The organism is Methylobacterium aquaticum, from assembly GCF_016804325.1.
Lineage (GTDB): Bacteria > Pseudomonadota > Alphaproteobacteria > Rhizobiales > Beijerinckiaceae > Methylobacterium > Methylobacterium aquaticum_C.
Genome location: NZ_CP043627.1, coordinates 5,005,001 through 5,029,349, shown reverse-complemented (window position 1 = coordinate 5,029,349; position 24,349 = coordinate 5,005,001). Strand labels below are relative to the sequence as shown.

Annotated in this window: 19 protein-coding genes and 1 pseudogene (1 of these 20 only partly in view); 15 read left to right on the top strand and 5 right to left on the bottom strand. The window is 70.9% G+C overall.

Annotated elements, in window-relative coordinates:
• Positions 1-138: 138 nt before the first annotated feature.
• Positions 139-1,884 (bottom strand): ATP-binding response regulator, encoded by a 1,746-nt coding sequence (locus F1D61_RS22920; RefSeq protein WP_203154401.1) that lies wholly within the window; start codon positions 1,882-1,884, stop codon positions 139-141.
• Positions 1,885-2,174: 290 nt separating this feature from the next.
• Between F1D61_RS22920 and F1D61_RS22915 the strand changes: the two genes are divergently transcribed.
• The 4 genes from F1D61_RS22915 to F1D61_RS22900 all read left to right on the top strand — a co-directional run bounded on the left by F1D61_RS22915 (position 2,175) and on the right by F1D61_RS22900 (position 4,848).
• Positions 2,175-2,402 carry a hypothetical protein gene (locus tag F1D61_RS22915; RefSeq protein ID WP_203154400.1) on the top strand — a complete coding sequence of 76 codons (228 nt, stop codon included), beginning with the start codon at positions 2,175-2,177 and terminating at the stop codon, positions 2,400-2,402.
• Between the two features lie 252 nt (positions 2,403-2,654).
• Positions 2,655-3,407: a response regulator gene (locus F1D61_RS22910; protein ID WP_203154399.1), complete on the top strand. Its 753-nt coding sequence runs from the start codon at positions 2,655-2,657 to the stop codon at positions 3,405-3,407.
• Positions 3,408-3,542: 135 nt separating this feature from the next.
• Positions 3,543-4,382 carry a serine O-acetyltransferase gene (gene cysE / locus F1D61_RS22905; RefSeq protein ID WP_203154398.1) on the top strand — a complete coding sequence of 280 codons (840 nt, stop codon included), beginning with the start codon at positions 3,543-3,545 and terminating at the stop codon, positions 4,380-4,382.
• Between the two features lie 268 nt (positions 4,383-4,650).
• Positions 4,651-4,848, top strand: coding sequence for a DUF3126 family protein (locus tag F1D61_RS22900; protein ID WP_206289771.1), 198 nt, complete (start codon positions 4,651-4,653; stop codon positions 4,846-4,848).
• A gap of 136 nt (positions 4,849-4,984) precedes the next feature.
• On the opposite strand, the gene F1D61_RS22895 is transcribed toward F1D61_RS22900, so the two are convergent.
• Positions 4,985-5,692, bottom strand: coding sequence for a hypothetical protein (locus F1D61_RS22895; RefSeq protein WP_246775481.1), 708 nt, complete (start codon positions 5,690-5,692; stop codon positions 4,985-4,987).
• A gap of 253 nt (positions 5,693-5,945) precedes the next feature.
• On the opposite strand from F1D61_RS22895, the gene F1D61_RS22890 reads away from it, so the two are divergent.
• Positions 5,946-6,275, top strand: a complete 330-nt coding sequence (locus F1D61_RS22890; protein ID WP_203154397.1) for a DUF6949 family protein — start codon at positions 5,946-5,948, stop codon at positions 6,273-6,275.
• A gap of 239 nt (positions 6,276-6,514) precedes the next feature.
• Here F1D61_RS22890 and F1D61_RS22885 read toward each other — a convergent pair whose 3' ends face one another.
• The 3 genes from F1D61_RS22885 to rpoZ all read right to left on the bottom strand — a co-directional run bounded on the left by F1D61_RS22885 (position 6,515) and on the right by rpoZ (position 12,490).
• Entirely contained in the window at positions 6,515-9,127 is a 2,613-nt protein-coding gene (locus tag F1D61_RS22885; RefSeq protein WP_203154396.1) for a DNA translocase FtsK, read from the bottom strand.
• 439 nt (positions 9,128-9,566) lie between these two features.
• Positions 9,567-11,810, bottom strand: a complete 2,244-nt coding sequence (locus F1D61_RS22880) for a RelA/SpoT family protein (RefSeq protein ID WP_203154395.1) — start codon at positions 11,808-11,810, stop codon at positions 9,567-9,569.
• 269 nt (positions 11,811-12,079) lie between these two features.
• On the bottom strand, positions 12,080-12,490 hold the full coding sequence (rpoZ, locus tag F1D61_RS22875) for a DNA-directed RNA polymerase subunit omega (protein ID WP_203154394.1): 411 nt from the start codon (positions 12,488-12,490) through the stop codon (positions 12,080-12,082).
• A 517-nt stretch (positions 12,491-13,007) separates the two neighbouring features.
• On the opposite strand from rpoZ, the gene fabD reads away from it, so the two are divergent.
• The 10 genes and pseudogenes from fabD to F1D61_RS22825 form a co-directional block, all read left to right on the top strand.
• Complete coding sequence (gene fabD, locus F1D61_RS22870) at positions 13,008-13,943, top strand: ACP S-malonyltransferase (RefSeq protein WP_203154393.1); 936 nt, start codon at positions 13,008-13,010, stop codon at positions 13,941-13,943.
• A 14-nt stretch (positions 13,944-13,957) separates the two neighbouring features.
• On the top strand, positions 13,958-14,695 hold the full coding sequence (gene fabG / locus F1D61_RS22865) for a 3-oxoacyl-[acyl-carrier-protein] reductase (protein ID WP_109970857.1): 738 nt from the start codon (positions 13,958-13,960) through the stop codon (positions 14,693-14,695).
• A 247-nt stretch (positions 14,696-14,942) separates the two neighbouring features.
• On the top strand, positions 14,943-15,179 hold the full coding sequence (locus F1D61_RS22860) for an acyl carrier protein (RefSeq protein WP_048430877.1): 237 nt from the start codon (positions 14,943-14,945) through the stop codon (positions 15,177-15,179).
• Positions 15,180-15,242: 63 nt separating this feature from the next.
• Positions 15,243-16,499 (top strand): beta-ketoacyl-ACP synthase II, encoded by a 1,257-nt coding sequence (gene fabF / locus F1D61_RS22855; RefSeq protein WP_203154392.1) that lies wholly within the window; start codon positions 15,243-15,245, stop codon positions 16,497-16,499.
• Positions 16,500-16,917: 418 nt separating this feature from the next.
• Positions 16,918-18,327: an endolytic transglycosylase MltG gene (mltG, locus tag F1D61_RS22850; RefSeq protein WP_203154391.1), complete on the top strand. Its 1,410-nt coding sequence runs from the start codon at positions 16,918-16,920 to the stop codon at positions 18,325-18,327.
• Between the two features lie 112 nt (positions 18,328-18,439).
• Complete coding sequence (locus tag F1D61_RS22845) at positions 18,440-19,315, top strand: YicC/YloC family endoribonuclease (RefSeq protein ID WP_203154390.1); 876 nt, start codon at positions 18,440-18,442, stop codon at positions 19,313-19,315.
• Positions 19,316-19,493: 178 nt separating this feature from the next.
• Positions 19,494-20,131: pseudogene (gene gmk, locus F1D61_RS22840) on the top strand (guanylate kinase).
• 96 nt (positions 20,132-20,227) lie between these two features.
• The gene (locus F1D61_RS22835) at positions 20,228-21,619 is read left to right on the top strand and encodes a dihydrolipoyl dehydrogenase (RefSeq protein ID WP_203154389.1); all 1,392 of its coding nucleotides are present in this window, start codon (positions 20,228-20,230) and stop codon (positions 21,617-21,619) included.
• A gap of 125 nt (positions 21,620-21,744) precedes the next feature.
• A complete protein-coding gene (locus F1D61_RS22830) occupies positions 21,745-24,339 on the top strand; it encodes a histidine kinase dimerization/phosphoacceptor domain -containing protein (RefSeq protein WP_432443167.1) in 2,595 nt (864 codons plus the stop codon).
• Positions 24,336-24,349 carry the beginning of a biliverdin-producing heme oxygenase gene (locus tag F1D61_RS22825; protein WP_203154388.1) on the top strand. It continues 610 nt past the right edge of the window, so the window shows 14 of its 624 coding nt (coding positions 1-14); it begins with the start codon at positions 24,336-24,338; its stop codon lies off the right edge, out of view. Before F1D61_RS22830 ends, F1D61_RS22825 begins: the two co-directional genes overlap by 4 nt.

Genomic DNA, 24,349 nt, shown 5'->3' with positions numbered 1-24,349 from the left:
AACCGCGGAACCGCACGGCACGTGGCCGCCTCTGCATGGATCGACTGTGGAGTCTTGCTCCGTCGTCCACGTCAACTCGGCGGTACCGGCGAGAGGTTCAGCCGGCTCGTCGGCCGACCGGGCGCGACACCGATCCGGTCACGATACCTCCCCGACGCCGCTCGGCAGCCGGATCGCGAAGGTGGAGCCCGGCGCGTCCCCGTGGGTCTCGGCGGTGGCCCGCCCGCCATGCAGTTCGGCGATGCGCCTGACGATCGACAGCCCCAGGCCGGTCGAGCCCTCGCCGGCGGTGGGCTTGGCGGAGAGCCGCTGGAAGCGGCCAAACAGGCGGCCGATATCCTCCGGCGACAGGCCCGGCCCGTGGTCGCGCACGGCGTAGACCGTCTCGTCCCCGTCCCGCGTCACCGTGACGACGATCTCGGCCCCGGTCGGCGAGTACTTGATGGCGTTCGAGATCAGGTTGTCCATCGCCTCGCGCAGGCGCTCGGCGTCGCCGTGGAGCGTGAGGCCCGCGGGAATCGCCGAGCGCAGGGTCTGGCCCTTGGTCTCGGCCAAGGGCGCGTTGGCCTGGGAGACCTCGCGGGCGAGGCCGGCGAAATCCACCGGCTCGTGCCGGACCGTGATGTCGAGGGCGTCGTTCATCGCGTCGGCGATCAGGGTCTCGATCATGCCGGTGAGGCGGCGCGCGGTCTCGCGGATGTGGCCGATCTGCGCGTGCATCGCCTCGGCCGGCGGCGGCCGGACCTCGATCATGTCGCCCAGCATCTCGGTCCGGCCGAGGATGACGGCGAGCGGGTTCTTCAGGTCGTGGGCGACCGTGCCCAGGATCTCGGTCTTGAGCTGGTTGGCGCGGCGCAGGTCCGAGCGCTGCATGGCGAGCCGGCGGTTGGCGCGCATCAATTCGCCGGTGCGCTCCACCACCCGCTGCTCCAGGCGGATATTGGCCCGCTGCAATTGCTCGTAGAGGATCACGTTGTCGAAGGCGACGGACAGGCGCGAGGTGAACAGGCCGATGAGCGCCCGGTCGGTCTCCGAGAGCGAGCGGTCGGCCTTCAGGAGCGCGACGATCTCGCTGCCGCTCGCGGTGTGGACGTAGAGGGTCGACCAGCGGTCGCCGAAGGTGTGGCGCCGCTCGGTGAAGGCGCGGGCGACGATCTCGCGCACGTCGTCGTCGAGGGGCCGCTGCCCGTCGCCGGCGAGGTGCTGGTAGCAGCCCGAGCCCGCGAGCACGCTTACCGCATCCTGCGGGCCGGATTGCTCGCGCAGGACCAGGATGCCCTCGCAGGCGACGTTGAGGAGCGAGGAGACCTGGGTCAGCACGCCCTCGGCCAGCCGCTGCATCGACTTGTAGTCGAGCAGCATCGGGGCGGCGTCGATGATGATCTCTAGTCCGCGCCGGGTCTCCTGCAGGCGCTTGAGCTGCTGGTAGGCGCGCAGCGCCGCGGTGAGGCTGGTGAACAGCTTGTCGGCGGTGAGCTCGGTCTTCGCCTTGTAGTCGTTGATGTCGTAGTCGACGATCACGCGCCGCTCCGGCGCCTGGCCGGGCTGGCCGGTGCGCAGGATGATGCGCACCGTGTCGTCCTTGAGTTCGCGTCGGACGAAGTCGACGAGCCTCAGGCCGGCATCGTCGGTCTCCATCACCACGTCGAGCAGGATCACCGCCATGCCGCGCCGCGCCGACAGCAGGGTCCGGGCTTCGGCCGCCGAGTAGGCGGAGATGAGTTCGAGCCCCGCCCCGTCGAGGCCGTAGCCGGACAAAGCGAAGCGGGTGCCCTCGTGCACGGCGGGATCGTCGTCCACCACCATCACCGGCCAGGGAGCGGCCTGCATGGCCTCGCCGGGCTCGTCGTCGGGCAGGAGGAAGAGGATGTCGTCGTCGCTCATCGACCGTCCGCCGGGGTCTTCGCGGACCGATTCGCAAGGCGCCGCGCGTCATCCTGGCCGGGACGGGCCGTCGGGACAAGATCGCGCCGGTCGATCCGCGCCGGTGCCGGTCGGGTGAACTCACGATTCGACAGCCTATCGGGGATGGAAGCGGCGACGGGCGAGGCGTGAGGTCTTGTGCGGGAGAGCACATCCCGCGCGGCGAACATGGCCAAGTATCAGCTGGAAGTAATGCTTCTGCAACAGAGCCCGCCTACGAGCATCACGCTTGAAGACGAGGGAGGCACGCCATGCTTCACGTGGTTCCGGGACATGCCGGCGCAACCGCCACTCCGCTACCGGAGGATGCACCCTGGCAGCAGGATCTCGATGCGTTGAATGCGCTTCTGCAGGATTCCCGCGCACGGAGCCCGAGCCCGGCGCAGATCGCCGCCGCGATCGAGGCCGAGGCACCCGGCGCCCTCTCGGCCGCCGCCCGCGCCAGGCTCGCCGAGCGGCTGGCAAGAATTCTCGGCTGAACCGATCCGCAGCCCGTACCGCATCCTCGGTCGAGCCGGCGGATTGGTCGCGGCTTGCGATGAATCGAGGATAAGATTTATGCCCCGCCCCGGCTTCCGGTGCGGCACGTGGACGGAAAGCGCCCGGCACGGCATTGTCGGCGAGGGCACCCCGGGCAGGTGGGGTGCTCCGGCGGGAGCGCTTGCGGCACGGGGGCGCGGGATGGCGGCGAGGCGGGGACGCGGGCGGACGACCTGCCCGGGGGCGACGGCATGACGGGCCTCGCCCCGCACGTCGTCGTGGTCGACGACGAGCCCGATGCCCGCGCGATGGTGGGCGACTACCTGCGGATGCACGGTTTCGAGGTCAGCCTGTGCGACGGCGGCCGCGCGCTGCGGCGGCGCCTCGCCGAGGTCGCCCCGGACCTGATCGTCCTCGACCTCAACATGCCGGAGGAGGACGGCCTGTCGATCGTGCGCGACCTCAAGGCCCGCTCGACGATCCCCATCATCATGCTCACCGCTACCGCGAGCCCGATCGACCGGGTGGTCGGCCTCGAGCTCGGGGCCGACGACTACCTGCCGAAACCCTGCGAGCTGCGCGAACTGGTCGCCCGCATCCGCTCGGTGCTGCGCCGGGCGGCGCAGGCCCGCAACGCCCCGGCGGGAGAGGGCGGGCGCGAGATCAGGCCGGAGAAGGCGAACGGCCAGGAGGGCGGCGTCCGCTTCGGCCGGATGATCGTCGACATCGAGACCCTGCGCCTGCGCGACGCGGCCGGCACCGAGCACATCCTGACCCGCTCGGAATACGCCCTGCTCAAGGCCTTCCTGGACAATCCCAAGCGCGTGCTGACCCGCGAGCGCCTGCTCGACCTCGCCGATGCCCGCGACCCCGAGGCCTTCGACCGGGCGATCGACGTGCGGATCAACCGCATCCGCAAGAAGGTCGAGCCCGACCCGGCTAACCCTCGTTTCATCAAGACCGTCCGTGGCATGGGCTACGTGTTCCGGCCCGACGGCGATTGAGGGCGGGTCTGCCCCGCGGGGCGGGGGCTTGATGAATCGCCGATGCCTCTCCAGGCTATTCCGGATGAACGCCGTCGCGCTATGTGCGGTGGAGAGAGTTTCGTTCGCCCGCCGCCGTTGCCGAGGAGAAGGCCGTTGTCGTCCAGCCCCGCTCCCACCCTGTCCGGCGCCGATCCGGTCGCCGGCGTCGTCGATCCGGTCTGGCGGCGGCTGCGCCAAGAGGCCGAGGCCGTGATGCGCGACGAGCCGCGCCTGGCGTCGTTCCTGTTCGCCAGCGTGCTCAACCACGCCACCCTCGAATCGGCGGTGTCCCACCGCGTCGCCTCGCGCCTCGGCCACCCGGCCCTGACCGCCGACCTGATCGCGCAGAGCTTCGCGGAGGCGGTGGCGGACGATCCCGGCATCGGGCAGGCCTTCCGGGCCGATATCGGCGCGGTGATCGACCGCGATCCGGCCGCCGGCCGGGCGATCGAGCCGGTCCTGTACTTCAAGGGCTTCCACGCCATCCAGGCCCATCGCCTGAGCCACTGGCTCTGGACCCGCGGCCGGCGCGACCTCGCGCTCTACCTCCAGAGCCGCTCTTCCGAGGTCTTCCAGACCGACATCCATCCGGCGGCGCGGATCGGCCGCGGCATCTTCCTCGACCATGCCACCGGCCTCGTCGTCGGCTCGACGGCGGTGATCGAGGACGAGGTGTCGATGCTGCACGACGTCACCCTCGGCGGCACCGGCAAGCACGGCGGCGACCGCCACCCGAAGATCCGCCACGGCGTAATGATCGGCGCCGGCGCCAAGATCCTCGGCAACATCGAGGTCGGGGCCTGCGCCCGGGTCGCCGCCGGCTCGGTCGTGCTCCAGGCGGTACCGCCCTGCACCACGGTTGTGGGCGTGCCGGCCCGGGTGGTCGGCTCGGCCGGCTGCTCGGACCCGGCCCGCGCGATGGACCAGTTCATCAACGCGATGGACGGAATCTGACGGCCGGGGCGCCTTGCCCGCCCGGCCCCGCCGTGGCAAGGCGGGGGCCTGCCGCCCCGACACTCTCCCGCGGCGCAGGTTCCCGAGGCGCGGCATGCGGCGAGGGAACTGCCCGCGGACGGCCCCCGGTCCGCCCGGCGGGGAGGGGGCGTCATCCCGTGCCGGCGCGGCGCGGGATCCTCGTTGACGGCGGCAGTGCCTGCGCCCGGTCCGGGCGCGGTCGCTGCCACGCCCAGCACGTGAAGAGGCCAGCGTGAACAAGACCGAGATGACGAAGGTGGAAGGCTATCTCCGCCGCACTTTCGCCAACCACAACATCCGGCTCGTCGCCCGTCCCAAGAAGACGGATTCGGCCGAGGTCTATATCGGCGAGGAATTCCTCGGCGTTCTGTCGGTGGATGACGAGGACGGCGATCGCTCGTTCAACTTCTCGATGGCGATCCTCGACACCGACCTGGACGAGTAGTCCTCCGTCCCCAGCGCCTGGCCCGGTCGATCCGGAGCAGACGCAGACATCTTTCCTCGTGATTCCGGGGCTCGGCGCAGCCGGGAACCCGGACCCGAGGGGCTCCCAGGTCGGCCTTCTCCGGCCGGACGGGCTCCTACGGAGTGGCCCCGAACAGCCGCTCCAGCCCGGCCAGCCCGGCGCTCCAGGAGGGCAGCCGGTCGGCCGAGAAGCGCAGCCGCACGCTCAAGGATCCGATCCGGATCTCGCTGAGGCAGGCGGCGTCGGGGTCCGGGACCGCTCCGGTGGCGCAGCGCGCCGCGAAGCGGCTGCCCTCGCCCTGCGCGAGATACAGATCCTCGCCCTCGAACGGCGTGCCGGCCCGGAAACGCCGGCGCATGAGACCTTCGGCGACCGGCTGCGCCTCCGCGGTCAGGAACCGGGCGTAGCGCCGGGCCGGGCTCAGCGGTGCCTCGGTCTCGGGCGCCCGCGTGGCGGTGACCCGCATCAGGCCGGGCAGGACGCTGCCGGTCAATTCGGTCCACGGGATCGCGAGGTCGATCCGCTCCGGCGTCGCCTCGGTGGCGGGCCCCGGCCGCACGAACCAGGCGGCGGGCAAGACCAGGGGCCGGGGCGCGAGGTTGCTGACCACCACCGGACCGGCCGGGGCGGATGGGCGCGCGAGCCAGGCCGCCACGACGCCCGTGAGGGCGAGCGAGCCGGCGAGGCCGAGGGCCGCCGACAGGATCAGGCGCCGGTCGGCCGGATGGTGGAGGACGGGCGGCGAAGCGGGCCGGCCAGCCCGCGCCGCGCGCATCACATCCCGTTCGAGTTGCGCGACAGTGGCGCTCAGTGCAGGCCCCATGACGCCCGCCTCCGATTCGTTCGATTCGATGCCCGGACCGGGCCTTTCCATGAACGTTCGGCTTTGAGCGTTAACGACCCCTTACCGGAACCTGGGTGCGGGGCGGATTTCTGTGACTGGGCTGCGTCATGCCCAGGAGAATCCCGCAACGGGACCGGCCGCAAAGACCTGTGGATAACGGAAAATTAACCATAACCGAAAATCGCGTCTGGCGCAGGGTGGGACGAACGCGCCTTCCGGAGTTTAACCTCCCATGAACCTTTCGCCCTCCGCCCTCGAGAACCTGCAGACCCTGGTTCTCGGCCTCGCCTTCGCCGGTCTCCTGGCGAGCGCCTTCGAATGGGCGACGGCACGGCGGGCGAGTTTCGGTCTCCTGTCCGGCGGCGGCCTGGTGGCGCTCGCCTCCCTGCCGATCCTGGCTTTCGGGGCGCCGTTCATCATCCTGCGCAACACCGTGCGCGGCCGGCGGATCGAGCGGCGGCCGGTGCCGTTCGTGATGCTGGCGACGATGCTGGCCTGCGGCTGGAGCCTGGTTTCGGGCCGGGTGGTGCTCGATCTCGCCCATCTGGTTTCGGGCGCCTGAGCATCGGTTCGAGCCACCCGGCTCCATCCGAACCCTCCGCCGTCGTCCTGGGGCTCGGCGAAGCCGGGAACCCGGTGGCCATGGCCGCCGGGGATGCTCAGGAGGAGGCGGACAGCGTTCCGGACCCTGCGGCGCTCTTCGACGGTCATGGATCCCGGGTTCCGCCACGCGGCTCCCGGGAAACGTCCGTGTCGTGGTCGAGTGCGATGCGCTCTCGATGGCCCGAATGCGGGACGGCCTCAGCCCTCCTGCTCCTCCAGCAGGATCTCGCGCTTGCCGGCATGGTTGGCGGGGCCGACGATGCCCTCGCGCTCCATCCGCTCCATCAGCGAGGCGGCCCGGTTGTAGCCGATCTGCAGCCGACGCTGGATGTAGCTGGTCGAGGCCTTCTTGTCGCGCAGGACCACCGCCACCGCCTGGTCGTAGACGTCGCCCGCAGGGTCGCCGAACCCGCCCTGGTCCATGACCGGGGCGTCGGCCTCTTCCTCGCCCTCCTCGGCGGTGACCGCCTCGAGATAGGACGGACGGCCCTGGCGCTTGAGGTGGGCCACCACCTGCTCGACCTCGTCGTCCGAGCAGAACGGCCCGTGGACCCGGGTCGTCCGGCCGCCGCCGGCCATGAACAGCATGTCGCCCTGGCCCAGCAGCTGCTCGGCGCCCATCTCGCCGAGGATCGTCCGCGAATCGATCTTCGAGGTCACCTGGAACGAGATCCGGGTCGGGAAATTCGCCTTGATCGTGCCGGTGATCACGTCCACCGACGGGCGCTGCGTCGCCATGATGAGGTGCAGGCCGGCGGCCCGCGCCATCTGGGCCAGGCGCTGGATCGCGCCTTCGATGTCCTTGCCCGCCACCATCATCAGGTCGGCCATCTCGTCGACCACGATCACGATGTAGGGGAGCGGGGCGAGATCCATCATCTCGTCCTCGTAGATCGCCTCGCCGGTCTCGCGGTCGAAGCCGGTCTGGACCGTGCGGGTGATCACCTCGCCGCGCGCCCGCGCCTCCGCCACCCGGGCGTTGAAGCCGTCGATGTTGCGGACGCCCAGCTTCGACATCTTCTTGTAGCGCTCCTCCATCTCGCGCACCGCCCATTTGAGGGCGACGACCGCCTTCTTCGGGTCGGTGACGACGGGAGTAAGCAGGTGCGGGATGCCGTCATAGACGGAGAGTTCCAGCATCTTGGGGTCGACCATGATCAGGCGGCACTCTTCCGGAGTCATCCGGTAGAGCAGCGACAGGATCATGGTATTGATGGCGACCGACTTGCCCGAGCCGGTGGTGCCGGCGACCAGCAGGTGCGGCATGCGGGCGAGATCGGCGATGATCGCCTCACCGCCGATGTTTTTCCCTAAGCAGAGCGCGAGCTTCTGCTTGGTCTCGGCGAAGGCCGGGGAGGCGAGCAGCTCGCGCAGGTAGACCGTCTCGCGCTTGGCGTTCGGCAGCTCGATGCCGATGGCGTTGCGGCCCTGCACCACCGCGACGCGGGCGGAGATCGCCGACATCGAGCGGGCGATGTCGTCGGCAAGCGAGATGACCCGGCTCGATTTGGTGCCGGGTGCCGGTTCCAGTTCGTAGAGCGTGACGACGGGGCCCGGGCGCACGGCCAGGATCTCGCCGCGCACGCCGAAATCCTCCAGCGTCGATTCGAGCAGGGTCGCGTTCTGCTCCAGGGCGTCGGTCGAGACGGCGGCGCTCGGCGCCGGGTGGCGCGGCTCGGCGAGCAGCGTCAGCGCCGGCAACTCGTAGGAATCGGGCGAGGCCGGGCCGGGCGGCGGCGCGCGGCGGGTCTGGATCGGCGGGGCAGGGGGCGCGACGCGGCCGCGCGGGGCGTCCATCGCGTCGTCGTCCTCGTCTCCCGGCTCGTCATCCATCGCGGTATCCGCCCGGCGCGGGGCGGCCTCGACCCGGCGCGGTGCGCCCTCCGCGAAGACCGGCTCGCGGCGGCCCGGCTTGGCAGGACGCTCGGCGGCGCGCTCGACCGGAGCCTCGGGCTCGTCCCAGGCCTCGCCGGGCTCGGCGAAGGCGCGGCGGGCGGCGAGCGCCGGCGAGTTGCCGGCATAGGGATCGGCGGCGCCGTGGCGCCATGAGCCGTCGCGGACGGACTCGATCTTCTGTGCCACCGCGCTCCGGGCGCTGATCGCCAGGTGGGCGAGCGCGCCGAGCGAGGCGAGGCCGAGACCGGGCGATTCGTCGTCATGGGCCGGGCCGGCGCCGCGGCGAGGCTGGCGCTCGTCGTAGCGGCTGACCACGGGGGCGTAGGAGTCCGCCTCGTCGTCGCCCTCCTCGTCCTCGATCAGGCCGAAGCCGCAGGCGCCGGTCAGGCTGACCACCGCGATGGCCGCGTAGAGGAAGCCCGCGAAGGCCCCGGCCGGGCCGGCGATCGCCTTGGCGGCACCCAGCAGCGCGTCTCCGGCCACGCCGCCGAGGCCGGTCGGCAGCGGCCAGCGGGCGGTCGGAGGCAGCGCGCTCGCCATGCCGCTCGCCGCGCCGAAGCCGATGACCCAGAGCACCAGCCGCAACTGCAGCCGGGCCAGCCGGTGGGTGCGCAGCAGGCGCATGCCCCATACCGCCGGCGGCAGCGCGAAGGCGAGCGCCCCGAGGCCGAGGAGCTGCATGCCGAGATCCGACACCACCGCGCCGCCGAAGCCGAGGAGGTTGCGGGCCGCGCGCGAGGTGGCGTGGTTGAGGCTCGGGTCGTCGATCGACCAGGTCGCCAGGGCGACCGTGAAGCAGGCCGCCCCGACGAGCAGGGCGAGGCCGGTGACCTCCGTCGCCCGCCGCGTCAGGAACGCGCGGAACGTGTCGATGAGGCCATCGTAGGGCGATGCCGAGCGACGAAGCGAACGCATGCGGACAAAAACCGGGAACGCGGAACTGGACGGTGAGGATGGGGCGCGGCGGTTAATGGCCGTTTAAGGCTAACGGCGCTTTGCCGCGATGCGGGAGCGCGGCGCGAAAGCACCGGTCCCGCAACGATTTCTTCACGCACCGATACCCGGCCCGCATGGCCGTCCGGGGCAGAGAAGGGGCGCGGGTTTCTCCTCTCCCCGCGGGCGGGGAGAGGCTTTCGTCCCCCTCGTCGGGGACGAAAGAAGCGGAGGCGAAAGCCGCAGCGAGGGTGAGGGGGCGTATCCGGATGAGACTCCTTCGGAAACACCCCCTCACCCTCGCCCTGCGGGCTTGCCGCGCCCTCTGAACGAGGGCTCGGCCCTCTCCCCGCCCGCGGGGAGAGGGGAAAACCAGCGCCACTTCTTTTCCGGGACAGACCTGCTTCGGGCAGGCACCCGCTTACCCGTTCACCCGGTCGACCCGGCTCACCACGCGCTTGGCCCTCAATTCCGACACGATGGCGTTGAGGTGCTTCAGGTCCCAGACCGCGAGATCGATCGTCACGTCGGTGAAGTCCTGGGTCCGGCGCTTCATCGAGATGTTGTCGATGTTGCCGTCGTGGTCGGCGATCACCTGGGCGATCTGGGCGAAGCTGCCGGGTTCGTTGATCGATTGGAGCGCCAGCCGCGCCGGGAAGCGCTGGTTGGAGGCGCCGTCCACGTCCCAGCGCACGTCGAGCCAGCGGTCGGGCTCGTTGTCGAAGGCGGCAAGCGCCGGGGACTGGATCGGGTAGATCGTCACGCCCTCGCCGGGCGTGAGGATGCCGACGATCCGGTCGCCCGGCACCGCGCCGCCCTCGGGGGCGAAGCGGACCAGCACGTCGCGGTCGAGGCCGCGGATCGGGATCGCGCCCTCGTCGGGCTCGCCCTCCTTGCCGGATCCGTCCTTGCCCGGCGCCTTGCCCGGCCAGGTCAGCCGCACGGTCTGATCCTTGTCGAGGGACAGGCGGCCGGCCCCGTTGACGTGCGGGCGGGGCTGGCCCGGCGTGGGCTGGCTCGCGGCGCGGCGCTCGTCTTTGTAGTCGGGATAGACCGCCTTCACCACGTCCCCGGAGAACATCTCGCCCCGTCCCACCGCGGCGAACACGTCCTCGGTCGATTGGCGGGCGAGCCGGGGCAGGGCGCCGCGCAGCTTCTCGTCGGAAAAATTCTTGCCGGCGCGCTCGAAGGCGCGATCCAGGATCTGGCGCCCGAGGCCCGCATATTGCCGCCGCACCGCCGAGCGGGTGGCGCGCCGGATCGCGGCGCGCGCCTTGCCGGTGACGACGAGGGATTCCCAGGCCGCCGGCGGAATCTGGCCGTCGGCCCGGGCGATCTCGACCTCGTCGCCGTTCTGCAACTCGGTCAGCAGGGGGGCGATGCGGCCGTTGATCTTGGCCCCCACCGCGGTGTTGCCGACATCGGTATGGACCGCGTAGGCGAAATCAATCGGCGTCGCGCCGCGCGGCAGCGCGATCAGCCGGCCCTTCGGGGTGAAGCAGAAGACCTGGTCCTGGAACAGCTCGAGCTTGGTGTGCTCCAGGAACTCTTCGGGGCTGTCGCCCTCGGCCAAGAGTTCAATGGTGCGGCGCAGCCATTGGTAGGCGCCGCTCTCGGTGGCGAGGTGCGGCGCGCCGTCCTTGTACAGGGCATGCGCGGCGATGCCGTACTCGCCGATCTCGTCCATCTCGGTGGTGCGGATCTGAAGCTCGACGCGCTGGCTCTTCGGCCCGATCACCGTGGTGTGGATCGAGCGGTAATCGTTCTGCTTCGGCGTCGAGATGTAGTCCTTGTAGCGTCCCGGCACCATCGGCCAGGTGGTGTGGACCACGCCGAGCGCCCGGTAGCAGGTATCGACCTCGTCGACGATGACCCGGAAGCCGAAGATGTCGGAGAGCTGCTCGAAGGCGACCGACTTGCGCTCCATCTTGCTCCAGATCGAGTAGGGGCGCTTCTGCCGTCCCTTGACGGTGGCGGTGATGCCGGCATGGGCGAGCTTGGCGATCAGGTCGCGCTCGATGCTCTCGACCAGCCGCTCGGACTTCGCCGAGAGGTCGGAGAGGCGCTTACTGATCGTCGCGTAGACGTCGGGCTTCAGGTTGACGAAGGAGAGGTCTTCCAGCTCCTCGCGCAGCTCCTGCATGCCCATGCGGCTGGCGAGCGGCGCGTAGATGTCGAGGGTTTCCTGGGCGATGCGGGCGCGCTTCTCCGCCGGCATGTGCTGGAGCGTGCGCATGTTGTGCAGCCGGTCGGCGAGCTTGACCAGCAGGACCCTGACGTCGACCGCGATGGCGAGCAGGAGCTTGCGGAAGTTCTCGCCCTGCGCCGCGCGCTTCGAGACGAGATCCAGGCGCTTGATCTTGGTCAGCCCGTCGACCAGCCGGCCGATCTCCGGTGTGAAGACCCGGTTGATCTCCTCTAGCGTCGCGGCGGTGTCCTCGACGGTGTCGTGCAGCACCGCCGCCACGATGGTGGCGTCGTCGAGCCGCAGGTCGGTGAGGATGGCCGCCACCTCGAGCGGGTGAGCGAAGAACGGATCCCCCGAGGCGCGCTTCTGGGTGCCGTGCGCCCGCATCGCGTAGATGTAGGCCCGGTTCAGCAGCGCCTCGTCGGCGCCGGGATTGTAGGCCTTGACCCGCTCGACGAGCTCGTACTGGCGCATCATCCGCCGATGGTCTCCTTGGGCGCGTAAGAGCCGTCGGCACGCGGCCGGCGGAGGCGTCGCGGCGTGCCGGATCGGGGCCGGTTGCGCTGAACGCCGACGACGCTGGTGGAGGTCCAGGATTAAATATCGAGCCGAACGGGCGGCCGCGCCAGCCCCCAAACGTCGCGGCAGCCCCGCTTTGCACGGGGCGGGCACGAAAAAACCGGTGGTCCATGAAAAAACCCGGCCTCTCGGCCGGGTTCGGGTTGTTGTCGGACCGAGAGGGCGACTCAGTCGCCCTCCTCCTCGGTCTCGGTCGGCGGCGCGAGGTTCTCGAGGCCGCGCAGCAGGTCGTCCTCGCTCATGCGGTCGAACTGGATGTCGTCGCCGTCGCCCGAGTTCTGCGGCGCCACGGCGGCGGCGGCCGGCGAGCTGGAGAGCAGCGGCACGGTCTCGGCCTCCGGCTCGTCGACCTCGACGTATTTCTGCAGTGAGTGGATCAGCTGCTCCTTGAGGTCGTCCGGCGTGATGGTCTCCTCGGCGATCTCGCGCAGCGACACGACCGGGTTCTTGTCGCGGTCGCGATCGACGGTGAGCGGGGCGCCAGAGGAGAGCAGCCGCGCCCGGTGGCCGGCGAGCAGCACCAGCTCGAAGCGGTTCTCGACCTTGTCGATGCAGTCCTCAACGGTGACGCGAGCCATGCGCGACCCCTTCCTTGGTCAAACGAAAATCTCGGAGTAGCGGCCTCCCTACACGAGATGCCGTTTTGCAACAAGCGTCGGCGGGGATGGGGATGTGGGGAGGTTTTGTGGGTTGGCCGGTTACAATCAATGACGCGGATGACCCTCCCCCCTCTGCGGGGGAGGGTGCCCCGCGGATGCGGGGCGGGAGAGGGGCAGAGCGACGATACCAAGTATGACGCCCATCATCACGGTCGCGACCTCTCCGGAAGCGTCGCCCCCCCGCCCGGCTGCGCCGGGCACCCTCCCCCGCAGAGGGGGGAGGGGGAAACCCTGCGCCACTTCTTCTTGCCGAAACGCGCGCCCTTCGCAGAGATCCGCCGAGGCGACGATGTCCGGTCGCCGGGATTCCCCCGCACCGGCCGACACATTTTTACCGTCCAGCCACGCTTGACTACCGCCTGCCGCTCTGCGACTGGCGCCGCCCAATCGCTGCGTCTCGCAGCCGCATCAACCCAGGGCAGGAAGCACCCCGCACGTGTCGCGCGCCTTCATCTTTCCGGGCCAGGGCAGCCAGGCCGTCGGCATGGGCTCCGCCCTGGCCCAGGACCACGCCGCCGCTCGCGCCGTTTTCGCCGAGGTGGACGAGGCCCTGGGCCAGAACCTGTCCCGCCTGATGTTCGAGGGCCCGGCCGAGGAGCTGACCCTCACGGCCAATGCCCAGCCGGCCCTGATGGCCTCCAGCATCGCGGTGCTGCGGGTGTTGGAAGCCGAGCGCGGCTTGGATCTGGCCCGGGACGTGGCCTACGTCGCCGGCCACTCGCTCGGCGAGTACAGCGCGCTCGCCGCCGCCGGCAGCCTGTCGCTGGCCGATACGGCGCGGCTCCTGCGCCTGCGCGGCGAGGCGATGCAGAAGGCGGTGCCGGTGGGCTCCGGCGCCATGGCGGCGCTGCTCGGCCTCGACGTCGAGGCGGCGGCCGAGGTCGCCGCGGAAGCCCGCCAGGGCGACGTCTGCGATGTCGCCAACGACAACGGCGCCGGCCAGGTCGTGGTGTCGGGAGACCGTGCGGCGGTCGAGCGGGCGGTCGCCCTGGCGCAGGGCCGCGGCGCCAAGCGCGCGGTGATGCTCAACGTCTCCGCGCCCTTCCATTGCAGCCTGATGGCGCCCGCGGCGGAAGCGATGCGCGAGGCGCTTGGCGCCGTCGCCCTTCACCCCGCCAAGGTGCCGGTGATGGCGAACGTCCTCGCCGCCCCGATCACCGATCCGGCGGCGATCCGCACCGCCCTCGTCGAGCAGGTCACCGGCACCGTGCGCTGGCGCGAATGCGTCGCCGCCATGGCCGCCGCCGGCGTCGACACCTTCCATGAGATCGGCACCGGCAAGGTGCTGTCGGGCCTCGTCAAGCGCATCGCGGCGGGGACCAGCGCCACGCCGGTCGGCACCTCGGCCGAGGTCGCGGCCTTCACGCTCTGAGAAAGAGTTTTCGCATGTTCGATCTCAGCGGCCGCAAGGCCCTCGTCACCGGCGCCACCGGCGGCCTCGGCGGCGCCATCGCCCGGGCGCTCCACGCTCAGGGCGCCCACGTGGCGGTCTCCGGCACGCGGCGCGAGGCCCTGGAGGCGCTGGCCGCCGAGCTCGGCGAGCGCGTCCACGTCCTGGAGGCCAACCTGTCCGACACCGCGGCGGTCGAGGCCCTGGTGCCGGCGGCGGAAGCGGCGCTCGGCGGGCTCGACGTGCTGGTCAACAATGCCGGCATCACCCGCGACAACCTCTTCCTGCGCATGAAGGACGAGGAGTGGGACAGCGTGATCGCCGTGAACCTGACGGCGGCCTTCCGGCTGTCGCGGGCGGCGGTGAAGGGCATGATGAAGCGGCGCTACGGCCGCATCGTCAATGTCGGCTCGGTGGTCGGCGCGACCGGCAATGCCGGCCAGGGCAACTACGCGGCGGCCAAGGCCGGCCTCGTCGGCCTCACCAAGGCGCTCGCCGCCGAGGTGGCGAGCCGCAAGATCACCGTGAACTGCATCGCGCCGGGCTTCATCACCTCGCCGATGACCGACGTGCTCAACGACAAGCAGCGCGAGGGCATCCTCGCCACGGTGCCGATGGGTCGCCTCGGCGAAGGAGCCGAGATCGCCGCGGCGGCGGTGTATCTGGCCTCCGACGAGGCGGCCTACGTCACCGGGCACACCCTGCACGTCAACGGCGGCATGGCGATGTTCTAGGCCTCCATGGACATTCCCCAGGCAGGAGGCACGGTTTCTTAACCGGGGGTGAAGCGGCCCTCGCCAGGGCTAAATCCCTGTGTTAAGCACCCGCCGGCCGTGCGAGGGGATTGACGGATCGGCCGCCCGCGGCTTTTCCACGACATGCGCGACCGGTGCGCCGGCCGCATCACGACTCTCCCCGGGGCTCCGCCCGCACGCGGCGGCTCCGGACAGTGCCACGAGCAGTAACTCAAGGATCTACACGATGAGCGATATCGCGGACCGGGTGAAGAAGATCGTCGTCGATCACCTGGGCGTCGAGCCCGAGAAGGTGACCCCGAACGCGAACTTCATCGACGATCTGGGCGCCGACAGCCTCGACACCGTCGAGCTGGTGATGGCGTTCGAGGAAGAGTTCAACGTCGAGATCCCGGACGACGCCGCCGAGACGATCCAGACGGTCGGTGACGCGATCAAGTTCCTCGAGAAGAACGCCGGCTGATCGCCGCGTTCCTCAGCCACTAGGGTAAACGCTTCCGTCATGGGATCGGGTCGGGATAACGCGATGCGTCGAGTCGTCGTCACGGGCCTCGGAATGGTGTCGCCGCTGGGCAGCAGCGTCGACGTCACGTGGAGCCGCCTCATCGAGGGGCAAAGCGGTGCCGCCCGCGTCGAGGCCTTCGACGTGTCGGATCTGGCGTGCAAGATCGCCTGCTCGATCCCGCTTGGCGACGGCAGCGACGGCACCTTCAATCCCGATACGTGGATGGAAGCCAAGGAGCAGCGCAAGGTCGACCCCTTCATCGTCTACGCGATGGCGGCGGCCGGCCAGGCGCTCGACGACGCCGACTGGCACCCGTCCTCGCACGAGGACCAATGTGCCACCGGCGTCCTCATCGGCTCCGGCATCGGCGGCATCGGCGGCATCTACGATGCCTCGGTGACGCTGTTCGAGAAGGGGCCGCGGCGGATCTCGCCGTTCTTCATCCCGGGCCGGATCATCAACCTGGCCTCCGGCCAGGTCTCGATCGCCCACGGCCTGAAGGGCCCGAACCACTCCGTGGTGACGGCCTGCTCCACCGGCGCCCACGCGATCGGTGACGCCGCGCGCCTCGTCGCGCTCGGCGACGCCGACGTGATGCTGGCCGGTGGTGCCGAATCGCCGATCAACCGTCTCTCGCTCGCGGGCTTCGCCGCCTGCCGGGCGCTCTCCACCGGATTCAACGACGAGCCGCAGCGCGCCTCCCGCCCCTACGACCGCGACCGCGACGGGTTCGTGATGGGCGAGGGCGCCGGCGTGGTGGTGCTCGAGGAATACGAGCACGCCAAGGCCCGCGGCGCCAAGATCTACGCCGAGGTGATCGGTTACGGCCTCTCGGGCGACGCCTACCACATCACCTCGCCCTCGCCGGACGGCGACGGCGCCTTCCGCTGCATGAGCGCGGCGGTGAAGCGCGCCGGCATCACGCCCTCCGAGATCGACTACATCAACGCCCACGGCACCTCGACCCCGCTCGGCGACGAGCTGGAGCTGAAGGCGGTCGAGCGCCTGCTCGGCAACGCCACCGACGTGGCGATGTCTTCGACCAAGTCCGCCACCGGCCACCTGCTGGGTGCGGCGGGCGCCATCGAGGCGATTTTTTCCGTGCTCGCCATCCGCGACGGTGTCGTCCCGCCGACCCTCAACCTCGACAACCCGTCGGTCGAGACCGCGATCGACCTCGTGCCGCACAAGGCGCAGAAGCGGAAGGTCGACATCGCCCTGTCGAACTCCTTCGGCTTCGGCGGCACCAACGCGTCGCTGATCCTGCGGCGGGTGTGAACGATCACTTGTGGGCCTGGCGAAATCGGCTGTCCGGTCTGACACCCTCCGCGTCATCCCGGGGCCGCGGAGCGGAGCCCGGGATCCAGAACCGCTGATGGTTCAGGATCAAACGAGGAGCGTCCTCTCTTTCCGCACTACCTGAGCGTCTGGATTCCGGGCTCCGCTCCGCGGCCCCGGAATGACTCGGAGGGTGCCAGTGACGGCTGGCCGAACCGGACGCTGGCTCCGAAGCGCATCGCAAATTCGATTGAAGCCCCTCTCGCCCGCGCGGAGGGGCTTATCCGTCTGTGGCCTCCGGCCCGCACCGGCTCCATTTCGCCATAAAACTTGCTAGGGTCTCGGTCGCTTTCCGCCCCATCGGGCCGGCACGCGCGTCCACCGGCCGGCTCCCCGGACGCGCCACGACAGGACCGCCATGTTTCGCAGATCGAAGACGCAGGATCCGGCGCCGAGCGCGCCGGAGCCGGTCAGCCCGCCGAACCGGCTCGCCCCGCGCAGCCCGAGCGAGGCCATCAAGCCGACGGCCGCCCCGCCGCCGCCCGAGAAGCCGGTGCGCGAGCGCGGCGGCCTGCTCTCGGCGGTGAGCGGCTTCCTCACCCTGTTCGTCATCCTCGGCCTCGGCGCCATCCTGGGCATCGTGGTGCTGGAGCGCCAGACCAACGAGGCCGGACCGTTGGCCGCCGACAAGGTCGTGGTGGTGCCCCGCTCCAGCGTCGGCGAGATGGCGGAACTCCTCAAGCGCGAGGGCGTGATCGCCCACCCCATGCTGTTCGAGCTGACCGCCCGCTTCGGCCGCAAGGCGGCGCTGAAGGCCGGCGAGTACAACTTCAAGGCCCAGGCCAGCATCGACGACGTCGTCGACGTTCTGGTCCAGGGACGGCCGGTGCAGCACGCCATCACCTTTCCCGAGGGCCTGACGAGCGAGCAGATCGTCGCCCGCCTCAACGACAACGACATCCTCACCGGCGACATCAACGAGACCCCGCCGGAAGGCTCGCTGCTCCCCGACACCTACAAGTTCGAGCGCGGCGATTCGCGCCAGAAGATCCTCAACCTGATGCGCACCAAGCAGCGCGAGGTGCTCAACCAGATCTGGGCCCGCCGCTCGCCCGACGTGCCGGTGCGCACGCCCCAGGAGATGGTCACCCTGGCCTCGATCGTCGAGAAGGAGACCGGCCGGGCCGACGAGCGCCCGCGGGTCGCCGGGGTGTTCGTCAACCGGCTGCAGAAGCGGATGCGGCTGCAATCCGATCCGACCATCGTCTACGGCCTCGTCGGCGGGCGCGGCACCCTTGGGCGCGGCATCCTGCGCTCCGAGATCGACCGGGTGACGCCCTACAACACCTACGCGATCGAGGGCCTGCCGCCGGGACCGATCGCCAATCCGGGCCGCGCGGCGCTCGAGGCGGTGGCGAACCCCTCGCGCACCAAGGACCTGTTCTTCGTCGCCGACGGGACTGGCGGCCACGTCTTCGCCGAGACGCTGGACGCGCATAACCGCAACGTCGCCCGCTGGCGCCAGGTCGAGAAGGCGAAGGCCGCTGCCGATCCGGCCTCGACGGTCGGCGTCGACAAGGTCGAGCCGCCGCCGCAGGCCGATCCCTCGGCCTTGCCCTCAGGCTTGCCGCCGCGCACCGGCCTGCCCGGCGCTCCGCTTGCCTATGACGGCAGCGACGCGAATCCGGGTGCCCGCTCGCGTGCGTTCGACGCCTCGGAGGGGACTGCCCGCGATCCCCTGCGCAACAAGACGTTCGACCTGAACTCGCCCAAGACCGTGCCGGTCCTGTCGCAGCCCGGGGCCACGCCCGGGTCGCGCAATCGGTGAGCCGACGACGCGTCGGCGCACCGGCGCCGGCGCCCCCGGATTCCTGTCGTGCCGCGGGTCTTCATCGCGAAAACCCGGCGGTCACCATGATGAAACCTGCTTAGAGCGCCCGATGTCCATCGCCAGCATGACCGGCTTCGCCCGCGAAGCCGGAACCACCGGACCCGCGCACTGGGCCTGGGAGCTCAAGAGCGTCAACGGCCGCGGGCTGGAGGTCCGCGTCCGGGTCCCCACCGGCCTCGACGCCGTCGGCGAGGAAGCCCGTGCCCTGGTGCAGAAGCGGATCAGTCGCGGCACCTGCCACCTGACCCTCACCCTGTTGCGGACCGAATCGGCACCGCGGGTGCGGATCAACGAGGCGCTGCTCGCCTCCCTCGCCGAGGCGGTCACCCGGGTGCCGATGCCGCTCGGCATCACGCTTCCCTCCGTCGACGGTCTCCTGGGCCTGCGCGGCGTGGTCGAGGTCGAGGAGGAGGCTGCCGACGACGAGGCGTTGCGCCGCGACCTCGCGGCGGCCGCCCTGCGGCTGGTCGAGGCCCTGGTCGAGGTCCGCCGCGCGGAGGGGCGGGCCCTCGACGAGATCGTCGGCGGCCAGCTCGCGACCATGGCCGACCTCGTCGAGGCGGCGGAGGCCTGCCCGGCCCGGCGGCCCGAGGCGGTGAAGGCTCGTCTCGCCGCGCAGGTCGCCAGCCTGATGGAGGTCGCCGGCTTCGATCCGGCTCGCCTGCACCAGGAGGCGGTCCTGCTCGCCACCCGGGCCGACGTGCGCGAGGAGATCGACCGCCTGCGCGCCCATCTCGCCGCGGCGCGCGACCTCCTCGCCACCGGTGGTGCCGTCGGGCGTCGCCTCGATTTCCTGGCCCAGGAACTCGGCCGCGAGGCCAACACGCTCTGCGCCAAGGCCAACGACGTGTCGCTCTCCCGCATCGGCCTCGACCTCAAGGCGGTGGTCGAGCAGTTCCGCGAGCAGGTCCAGAACGTCGAATAGGGGATATCTGTCCCCGTCCCGTCACGATCTCCCCGGTTGCGCGCCCGCCGGGAGGACGGCATGGGAACGCAGAGACTGGCAAGCCGGCCGCGCAAGCCGCGCCGGCGAGAGGACGACGCAACGCGATGGTGGCGACGATGGGCTCCGAACTCCTGACCACACCGGTGGCGCGCCGGGCCTGGTGCTGATCCTCTCCTCGCCCTCGGGGCAGGCAAGACCACCCTGACCCGGGCGCTGGCCCAGCGGCCCGAATGGGGCCTCGAACTCTCGGTCTCGGTCACCACCCGGGCCCGCCGCCCGTCCGAGATCGACGGCCAGCATTACCGCTTCATCGACCGGGACGCCTTCGAGCATTTGCGCGAGCGCGACGACCTGCTCGAATGGGCCGAGGTCCACGGCAATTATTACGGCACGCCGCGCAGCCCGGTGGAGCGGGCGCTCGCCGCCGGCCGCGACATGATCTTCGACATCGACTACCAGGGCACCCGGCAGGTGCGGGGCAAGCTGCGCGACGACGTCGTCACCATCTTCATCCTGCCGCCGAGCATGGCCGAATTGCGCCGCCGCCTGGAGCGCCGGGCCGAGGATTCCGCCGAGACGATCGAGCGCCGCCTGCTCAATGCCCGCACCGAGATCGAGCGCTGGTCGGAATACGATTACGTGCTGGTGAACGACGACCTCGACCGCTCGTTCAAGACCCTGGAAGCCATCCTCGCCGCCGAGCACCTGCGCCGCGAGCGCCAGACCGGTCTCGCCGGCTTCGTGAGCGGCCTTCTCGCCGAGGGCCAGGGGTCGTCCGAGGCGCCGAAAACCTGACGCGCGGGAACGAATCGCCCGCGATGCAAGTTGCCCCCGCGTCGAATCCGCTACGTCGCCGCTCCTGCCGCGCCGAACAGCCCGAAGGGACGAGTCATGCGTGAACTGGCCTGCGACGTGGCGATCATCGGTGCCGGAACCGCCGGGATCGCCGCCCACGCCGCGGCCACCAAGGCCGGTGCCCGCGCCGTGCTGATCGAGCGCGGCCCCGGAGGCACGACCTGCGCCCGGGTCGGCTGCATGCCCTCGAAGCTCCTGATCGAGGCCGGTCGCGCCGCCCACGACGCCCGCGGAACCGGGCCGTTCGGCGTCACGACGGGCGAGGTGCGGGTCGACGGCCGGGCGGTGATGAACCGCGTGCGGGCGTTGCGCGACGATTTCGTCGCCTCGGTCTTCGAGGGGCTCGATCGCATCCCCGCCGACTTGCGCATCGCCGGGACCGCCCGCTTCTCCGATCCCACTACACTTGTTGTCGACGACCACACCCGGATCGCGGCCGGCGCGGTGGTGATCGCCACCGGCTCGACCCCGAGCCTCCCGCCCCCTTTGCGGGCAGTCGCCGACCTTGTCCTCACCACCGACACCCTGTTCGAGATCGAGACCCCGCCCGAGTCCCTCGCGGTCCTCGGCGCCGGACCGGTCGGTCTCGAACTGGCGCAAGCCATGGCCCGCCTCGGCGTCCAGGTGACGCTGCTCGATCCGGCCGACGCCGTCGGCGGTGCCCGCGACCCGAAGATCGCTTCCTGTGCCGCCGCGCTGATCGGCGCCGACGTCACGCTGCATCTCGGCGCGACCGTCGAGACGGCCGAGGCGGTGGGCGACGGGATACGGCTGACCTGGCGCCGCGATTCCGGCGAGACGACGAGCGCCACCTTCGCGCACGTGCTCGCCGCCGCCGGCCGGCCGCCCAACCTCTCCGATCTCGGCCTCGACGCCGCCGGGCTCGCCCTCGACGAGGACGGCCTGCCGGACTTCAACCCGCGCACGCTCCAGTGCGGCACCGCCCCGATCTTCATCGCCGGCGACGCCAATCAGGAGCATCCGGTCCTGCACGAGGCCCAGCGCCAGGGCTGGATCGCCGGCGGCAACGCCGCCCGCTTCCCCCAGGTCGAGGCGCCGCCGCCCTGGCCGGCCTTCGCCCTGGTCTTCACCGATCCGCAGATCGCGGCGATCGGCCGGGCCTTCGACGCGGAGGAGGCCCGCGACTGGGTGATCGGCGAGACATCGTTCGCCGACCAGGGCCGCGCCCGGGCGATGGACCGGGCCGCCGGCCTGATCCGGGTCTATGCCGAGCCCGACGGCCGAATCACCGGCGCCGCGATGATCGGGCCGGGTGTCGAGCACCTCGCGCATCTCACGGCGATCGCCGTGCAGGAGGGCTGGGATGCCGCGACCTTCCTCGACCGGCCCTTCTATCACCCGACCCTGGAGGAGGGCCTCCAGAGCGCGGTCAAGGCGGTGGCCGAGCGCACCGGCGGTACCCGGTGACATTGCGGCGCGGAACGGCCGGGCCATCACCCGTTGCGGTTCCGTTCAGGCTGGGAGTTCTCTAAAGTGCCGGATCAGCCGCCGAAGGCGCAACTCTCCCGGGCCATCGATTCGTTGGAAACGCCGTGACCCTGCCCGACCCGACCACGGCTCCGACGATCGACCTCGACGCCCTCGCGCCGCACGACCTCGACCGCCTGCGCCAGGGCGTGATTCAGATCGACGGGCGCGGCATCATCCATCTCTACAACCGGGCCGAGAGCGCGTTCTCCGGGCGCGCGCCCGAGCGGGTGATCGGCCGCAACTTCTTCACCGACGTCGCCCCCTGCACCCACCTGCCGCATTTCTACGGCCGGTTCCGGGAGGGCGTGCGCCGGGGCCGGCTCGATCACACCTTCTCCTTCGTCTACGGCTTCGATCCTCGGCCGATGCAGGTGCGGATCACCCTGCGCCAGGCCGCCTTGCCCGACCGCTACTGGATCGTCACCGAGCCGGTGGAGACGCTGGAGCACGGCCACAGCCGCGAGGCGGTGCAGGCGGCGGTGAGCCAGCGGGTGCGGGCCGAGCCGGTGGATCCGAGCCTGTGCGAGCGGGAGCCGATCCACATCCCGGGGGCGATCCAGCCCCACGCCGTCCTGGTCGCCGCCGACCTCGACACCCTGACGGTGGTGGCCTGCAGCGGCAACGTCCGCGATGCCCTCGACCGGGACCCCCTCGGGCTCGACCTCGCGGCGCTCCTCGGGACCGACCTCGCCGACCGGATCCGCGAAACCCTGCAGGGTGACGGCGTCGATCCCGGCCGAACCTTGCGCCAGCGCCTCGTGCTGCCCGCCACCGACGGCCTGCCGGTGGAACTCGTGGCCCATCGCAACGGCGACCGCATCATCGTCGAGCTGGAACTGGCGCCGGCCCATCCGGAGGATTTCCGCTCCGCGAGCCAGCTCGACACCGAACTCGCCATCAGCCGCCTGCGCGGCGCCGCGACCCTGGAGGAGGCCGCCGCGGTGGCGGCGCGCGAGACCCGGGCACTCACCGGCTTCGACTGCATCCTGGTCTACCGCTTCGATCCGGACTGGAACGGCGCGGCCATCGCCGAGGACAAGGATCCGGCCTGGAGCCGCAGCCTGCTCGGCCTGCACTTCCCGGCCTCCGACATCCCGGCGCAGGCCCGGGCCCTCTACACCCGGTCGAAGAGCCGCTTCGTCATCGACCGCGACTACGTGCCGGTGCCCCTGGTGGCGACGCCGTCGACCGCGAACGTCCCCGTCGACCTCACCTTCGCCCAGGCGCGCAGCCTGTCGCCGATCCACCTCGAATATCAGCGCAATCTCGGCGTGAACGGCTCGATGTCGATCTCGATCCTGGTCGAGGGGCGGCTCTGGGGGTTGATGATCGGCCATCACCGCCGGCCGCATTACGTCGCGCCCGAAACCCGTGCCGCCGCCACCGTCCTTGCCGACGCCTTCGCGATGCGGGTCTACGAACTCGAGAGCCGGCGCCTGTGGCAGGAACAGCAGGCCCACCTCGCGCTGGAGAGCGAGCTGGTGCGCGAGCTCGCCCGCTCCGACGACTTCGTCAGCGCGCTGACCGAGAACGCCCATACCCTGCTCGACCTGTTCGAGGCCGGTGGCGCGGCCACCGTTTCGGATGATGCCGTGCGCTGCCTCGGCCGGACCCCGCCGTCCGGGGCGGTCCTGGCGATCGCCGCCTGGCTGCGAATTACCCTGCCGGCGGACCGCACCAGCTACGCCACGGCGGAATTCGCCGCCGCCCATCCGCCGAGCGCGCCGTTCGCCGAATGCGCGAGCGGGCTGCTCGCGGTCTTCGTCGATTCGGAGCGACGCCACCTGCTGCTGTGGTTCCGGCCCGAGATGCCGAGCACGGTCACCTGGGGCGGCGATCCGCGAAAGCCCGTCCTCGCCGGCAGCGGGCCAGTGGCGGTGCTGCCGCGGCGCTCGTTCGAGCGCTGGGTCGAGGAGCGCCGCGGCGTGTCCGAGCCCTTCGCCGCCTGGCAGGTCGGCATCGCCGAGGCCCTGGCCCAGGCGGTGGAGGGCGTGGTGTTTCGCCAGCAGCGCAAGATCACCGAGTTGACCGGGCTGCTCGCCGACAAGGAGCGCCTCCTGACCCAGAAGGATCTGCTCACCCGCGAGATCGACCACCGGGTCAAGAACTCGCTCCAGATCGTCTCGGCCTTCCTGCAGATGCAGCGCCGCCAGGTGACCGACCCGGCCTCGCAGGCGGCCTTCGCCGAGACCGCAGCCCGGGTGATGAGCGTGGCGCGGGTCCATGACAGCCTGTACCAGGCCGAGAGCGTCGAGGAGGTCGATCTCGGCCAGACCATCGAGAATCTCTGTGCCGATCTCGCCGGCATGGCCGGGGAGGGGCATGCGGTCGACCTCGATGCCGAGCCCGGCCTGATGGTGCCCTACCGCAAGGCGGTGGCGCTCTCGCTGATCGCCACCGAGTTGATCACGAACGCCTTGAAATACGCCTTCGCGGAAGCCGGCGGCCGCATCGCCGTGCGGGTCGCGGGCGAGGCGGAGGGGCGGGTGCGGCTCTCGGTCTGCGACGACGGCAAGGGCCTGCCGGTCGACTGGCAGAACGTCCCCGCCCGCGGTACCGGCCTCGGCATGAAGCTGGTTCGCGCCATGCTCGACCAGATCAACGCCCGGCTGGAAGTCGAGAATTGCCCCGGCGCCTGCTTCACGGTCACCGCGTGAGCGACATTCT